The sequence below is a fragment of the Dietzia sp. CW19 genome (assembly GCF_014145265.1).
Lineage (GTDB): Bacteria > Actinomycetota > Actinomycetes > Mycobacteriales > Mycobacteriaceae > Dietzia > Dietzia natronolimnaea.
This window is the reverse complement of sequence record NZ_JAALEE010000350.1, coordinates 1-5,763: the sequence shown is the minus strand read 5'-3', so window position 1 is coordinate 5,763 and position 5,763 is coordinate 1. Positions and strand designations below refer to the sequence as shown.

The 5,763-nt window shown below is 70.8% G+C and carries 5 protein-coding genes; all 5 read left to right on the top strand.

The window, feature by feature from the left end:
• Window positions 1–105: 105 nt before the first annotated feature.
• Window positions 106–1,017: a tRNA pseudouridine(55) synthase TruB gene (gene truB / locus G6021_RS10820; protein ID WP_182641270.1), complete on the top strand. Its 912-nt coding sequence runs from the start codon at window positions 106–108 to the stop codon at window positions 1,015–1,017.
• Between the two features lie 23 nt (window positions 1,018–1,040).
• On the top strand, window positions 1,041–2,018 hold the full coding sequence (locus G6021_RS10815; protein WP_179525429.1) for a bifunctional riboflavin kinase/FAD synthetase: 978 nt from the start codon (window positions 1,041–1,043) through the stop codon (window positions 2,016–2,018).
• 113 nt (window positions 2,019–2,131) lie between these two features.
• A complete protein-coding gene (rpsO, locus tag G6021_RS10810) occupies window positions 2,132–2,401 on the top strand; it encodes a 30S ribosomal protein S15 (protein ID WP_107747462.1) in 270 nt (89 codons plus the stop codon).
• A gap of 336 nt (window positions 2,402–2,737) precedes the next feature.
• Complete coding sequence (locus G6021_RS10805) at window positions 2,738–5,005, top strand: polyribonucleotide nucleotidyltransferase (RefSeq protein ID WP_182609303.1); 2,268 nt, start codon at window positions 2,738–2,740, stop codon at window positions 5,003–5,005.
• 98 nt (window positions 5,006–5,103) lie between these two features.
• On the top strand, window positions 5,104–5,763 hold a 660-nt coding region (locus G6021_RS10800; protein ID WP_182641269.1), incomplete at its 3' end, for an insulinase family protein.

The window sequence follows — 5,763 nt, the reverse complement described above, 5'->3', positions numbered from 1 at the left end:
GCGGGCCCGACCTGGTGGAGCTCCACGGTCGGTGGGCGGTGCGGGACGGCTACGTCGCCTCGGCGATCGTGCTGCGTCCGGGCGGTGGGGGATAGCGTGTCCGGCGTGACCCCGCGCAGACCCGACCCCCGCCCCGCCCCCGCCCCGGGACTCGTCGTCGTGGACAAACCGGGCGGCATGACCAGCCACGACGTCGTCGGGAGACTGCGCCGGTACTTCGGCACCCGCAAGGTGGGGCACGCCGGCACCCTCGACCCGATGGCGACCGGCGTCCTGGTGGTGGGGATCGAGAGGGCCACCAAGCTCCTGGGCCTGCTCGCGCTGGAGACCAAGACCTATGAGGCCACCATCCGGCTCGGCGAGACCACCACCACCGACGACGCGGAGGGCGAGACCACCGCGCGGGTCGACGCCTCCGCCGTGACCGACGCGGCGATCGACGCCGGGGTCGCCGCGCTGACCGGGGAGATCGACCAGGTCCCGTCCTCGGTGAGCGCGATCAAGGTGGACGGTCGACGCGCCTACGACCGGGTGCGGGCCGGGGAGGACGTCCGGCTCGACGCGCGGACGGTGACCGTGTCGCGATTCGAGGTCCTCGAGCGCACGCGCTCCGGGGAGGTGGTGGACCTCGTCGTCGTCGTCGACTGTTCGACCGGCACCTACATCCGGGCGCTGGCGCGCGACCTCGGTGCCGCGCTCGGCGTGGGGGGTCATCTCACCGCGCTGCGGCGCACGTGCGTCGGCCCGTTCGGACTGGACGTCGCCCGGACACTCGGGGAACTCGAGGAGGATCCACGGTTGTCCCTGGACCTCGACGCCGCCGCGCTGACCGCCTTCCCCCGCCGGGACGTCGACGCGGACGAGGCCGAGGGGTTGCGACACGGACGGTGGCTGGCGGCCCGCGGCAACGCCGGGGTGGTCGCCGCCGTGGGACCGGACGGACGGGTCGCCGCCCTGGTCTCCGAGTCCGGGCAGCGCGCGGCTCCGGTCGTGGTCATGCGCCCGGCGGGCCTGTGAGACCCGGGCGTAAGGTGGTCGCCGTGCAGCTGTGGCGGACGTTCGACGAGATCGTGATCCCCGACGGCGGGACCTCCGTCGCACTCGGGGTGTTCGACGGACTCCATCGAGGTCACCGGGGTCTGGTGGAGCACGCGGTGGGTACCGGACGCGAGTCGGGGGCGAGCCCGGTGCTGGTGACGTTCGACCCGCACCCCGTCGAGGTGATCAGACCCGGTACGCATCCGCTCGTGCTCACCCCCCTGGAGCGACGCGCCGAACTGGCCGGCGACCTCGGGGTCCATGCCGTCTTCGCCCTGCCCTTCGACACCGACATGGCCTCGTGGGAACCCGACGAGTTCATCGACCGCGTGCTGGTGCGGGGGTTGCGGAGCCGCTCCGTCACCGTGGGCAGCAACTTCTCGTTCGGCCGACGCGCGGCGGGTACCCCGGAGACGCTGCGCGAGCTGGGCGCTGAGCGGGGCATCGACGTCCGGGTGATGGATCTGCTGGAATCCGGGGGGGAGCCGGTGTCCTCCTCCCGGATCCGGCGTCTGCTCGCGGAGTCCGACGTCGCCGGCGCGGCCGCGATCCTCGGCCGTCCCCATCGCGTGTCCGGGATCGTCGTGCACGGAGCCGGGCGTGGTGGACGCGACCTCGGGTACCCGACGGCCAACCTGGATCTGCCGGAGTACACGGCAGTGCCCGTCGACGGCGTCTACGCGGGGTGGTTCACCCTCCTCGACGATCACGAGGTAGACGGGTCGATCCAGCCCGGTCGGCGCTACCCGGCCGCGATCTCCGTGGGGACCAATCCGACGTTCGGGGACGCGGCGCGCAGCGTCGAGGCGTTCGTCCTGGACGAGTCGGCGGACCTCTACGGGCGGGTGGCGGCCGTCGACTTCGTCGACCACGTCCGTGACATGGAGAAGTTCTCCTCGGTCGACGAGCTCCTCGTGGCCATGGACCGGGACGTCGCCAGGACCAGGGCCGTTCTCGACGCCGGCGCCGACCGCCGCTGATCATCGATTGGGGCGCCGGTGCCCTCCACTGGTAACGTCTCCTGTCGGCCCTCCTGCGGTCCGCGGCGGCGGGGTCATTCATTTTCGCGGACTGGAACAACCAGGAGACACCCATGGCGATGACCACCGAAGAGAAGAAGGCCGTACTGGCCGAGTACGGGATCCACGAGACCGACACCGGTTCGCCCGAGGCCCAGGTCGCGCTGCTCACCAAGCGGATCAGCCAGCTGACCGAGCACCTCAAGAGCCACCAGCACGACCACCACTCCCGTCGCGGTCTGCTCCTGATGGTCGGCCGTCGTCGTCGTCTCCTCAAGTACATCGCCAAGGTCGACATCGCGCGCTACCGCTCGCTGATCGAGCGCCTCGGCCTGCGTCGCTGAGCGGACCCCGCCCGCACGCCCGCTGTTCCCCGTCCTCGAAGAGGGCGGGGAACAGTGCTGTACGGGGGCGGTGTCCGCGCGTCCCCCGGTGACCCGGGGTGTTGTCCCTGGTAGCCTGATCACGGCCGGTGCGCACGTACCGGGTGTCGACAGGTCCGATTGACGGTCCTCGGTAGTGGCTGCCGGAACCGCGGGTGCCCCGGGACGGGGCGCCGGTTCCGGCCGCTTCGATCGAAGACCGAAGTCGAACCGGGATTCCCTGACGTGTGACCCGGCGGGCCCGGCGGAGACGTCTCCGCCGTGAGGCCCCCAGTCACCGACAGGACAGGACTACACATGCCAGAGATCACGGCCGTCGAGGTCGAAGACGGTGTCTTCGAGACCGTCGCGACCATCGACAACGGCGACTTCGGTCGCCGCGAGGTGCGATTCGAGACCGGACGCCTTGCCAAGCAGGCCGCCGGGGCCGTCGTCGCGTACCTCGACGACGACACCATGATGCTGTCCGCCACCACGGCGGGCAAGCACCCCAAGGAGCACTTCGACTTCTTCCCCCTGACGGTGGACGTCGAGGAGCGGATGTACGCCGCGGGTCGCATCCCGGGCTCGTTCTTCCGCCGCGAGGGTCGGCCGAGTACCGACGCCATCCTCACGTGTCGCCTCATCGACCGTCCGCTGCGCCCCACCTTCGCGGACGGGGTCCGCAACGAGGTCCAGGTCGTGGTGACCATCATGAGCCTGGACCCCAAGGACCTCTACGACGTCGTGGCGATCAACGCCGCGTCCGCCTCCACGCAGCTGTCCGGCCTCCCGTTCTCGGGTCCGGTCGGAGGCGTGCGGATCGCGCTCATCCCCACCGCCGCCCGCCCCGAGGGGCAGTGGGTCGCCTTCCCCACCGTCGAGCAGCTCTCCGAGGCGGTCTTCGACATGGTCGTGGCCGGTCGCGTCGTGGGCTCCGGTGATACCGCCGACGTCGCCATCATGATGGTCGAGGCCGAGGCCACCGACACCGTCATCGAGAAGATCGCGGGTGGCGCGCAGGCTCCCACCGAGGACGTCGTGGCGCAGGGTCTCGAGGCGGCCAAGCCGTTCATCTCCGAGCTGTGCGCCGCGCAGCAGGCACTGGCCACCGCGGCCCCGTCCGAGGCCCGGGAGTTCCCGCTCTTCCCGCCCTACCAGGAGGACGCGTTCACCGCGGTCTCCGAGGTGGCCGAGGCCAAGCTCGGTGAGATCATGTCGATCGCGGACAAGCAGGAGCGCGACGGGGCGACCGACCAGCTCAAGGCCGAGGTGCTCGACTCGCTCTCGGAGCGGTTCTCCGGTCGGGTCGGGGAGCTCGGTGCCGCGTTCAAGTCGCTCACCAAGAAGATCGTCCGGAAGCGGATTCTCACGGACCACTTCCGCATCGACGGCCGCGGCATCAGGGACATCCGCGCGTTGTCCGCCGAGGTCGAGGTCATCCCACGGGCCCACGGTTCCGCCCTGTTCGAGCGGGGTGAGACCCAGATCCTCGGGGTCACCACGCTCGACATGGTCAAGATGGCCCAGCAGATCGACTCGCTCGGTCCGGAGACCAGCAAGCGCTACATGCACCACTACAACTTCCCGCCGTACTCCACCGGCGAGACCGGTCGCGTGGGGTCGCCCAAGCGTCGTGAGATCGGCCACGGGGCGCTCGCCGAGCGTGCGCTCATGCCGGTCCTGCCGAGCGTCGAGGAGTTCCCGTACGCGATCCGGCAGGTCTCCGAGGCGCTCAGCTCCAACGGCTCCACCTCGATGGGGTCCGTCTGCGCCTCCACCCTGTCGCTGCTCAACGCCGGTGTGCCGCTCAAGGCCCCCGTCGCGGGTATCGCGATGGGCCTGGTCTCCGACGAGGTCGACGGTGAGACCCGCTACGTGGCCCTCACCGACATCCTCGGTGCCGAGGACGCGTTCGGCGACATGGACTTCAAGGTCGCCGGCACGGGCATGTTCGTCACCGCGCTGCAGCTCGACACCAAGCTCGACGGCATCCCGTCCGAGGTCCTGGCCGGCGCGCTCACCCAGGCCCGCGAGGCCCGGCTGACCATCCTCGACGTGATGGCCGAGGCGATCGACGAGCCGGACGAGCTCAGCCCGTTCGCGCCCCGCATCATCGCGATCAAGGTCCCGGTCGACAAGATCGGTGAGGTCATCGGGCCCAAGGGCAAGATGATCAACTCGATCACCGAGGAGACCGGCGCGTCCGTCTCGATCGAGGACGACGGCACCGTGTACATCGGGGCCACGGACGGCGAGTCCGCGCAGGCCGCGATCGACAAGATCAACGCCATCGCCAACCCGCAGCTGCCCAAGGTCGGCGAGCGGTTCCTCGGCACGGTCGTCAAGACCGCCCCGTTCGGCGCCTTCCTCTCGCTGCTGCCCGGCCGCGACGGCCTGGTGCACATCTCCAAGCTGGGCCAGGGCAAGCGGGTCGGCAAGGTCGAGGACGTCGTGAACGTGGGCGACAAGATGCAGGTCGAGATCGCGGACATCGACAACCGCGGCAAGATCAGCCTCGTGCCCGTCGGCGACGAGTCCGCCGCGGCGGCATCGCCTGCCGACGCCGAGGGCGACGACAACTGATACACCGCCGGGGCGGGAACGCGCACCCCGGCACCTCACGAGGCACGCACCCCGGAGCGCGGGGTGCGTGCCTCGTATCGCTGGAAGGGAGGGTCGCCGTGGATCCGACGATCAGGGTGGACAGATCGATCCCCGGGCTCCGGGTGGTCACCGAGAACCTGCCGTGGTGCCACACCGCGGCGGTCGGGGTGTGGATCGCGGCGGGTTCCGCCGACGAGGCCCCCGAGGAACACGGTGCCGCGCACTTCCTCGAGCACGTCCTGTTCAAGCGGACCGCCACGGCCTCGGGACTCGAACTGTCCGAGCGCATCGATCTCCTCGGGGGTGACCTCAACGCCTACACGGGCCGGGAGCACACCTGCTACCACGTCCACGTCCCGGCGGAGGGCCTGGCGACGGCCGTGGACGTACTGGTGGACGTGGTGGCACGCGGGTCGTGTGACCCGGAGGACGTGGAGATCGAGCGGGACGTGGTGCTCGACGAGCTCGCGGGCCGGGCCGACGACCCGGAGGACCTCGCCTGCGAACTCGCCACCGGAGCCGTGTTGGGTGATGACCCGCTGGCCCGCCCGATCATCGGGACCGAGGAGTCGGTGGTGGCCCTGGACTCGCAGACGCTGCGATCGTTCCACCGCAGGGTCCTCCGTGCGGGTGACGTCGTGGTGGCCGCGGCCGGGCGCATCGACCACGAGGAGCTGGTCAGACGCATCGCCGACGGCCCGCTGGCCGCCGTGGTCGCCGAGGGCCCGGCGGGAGCC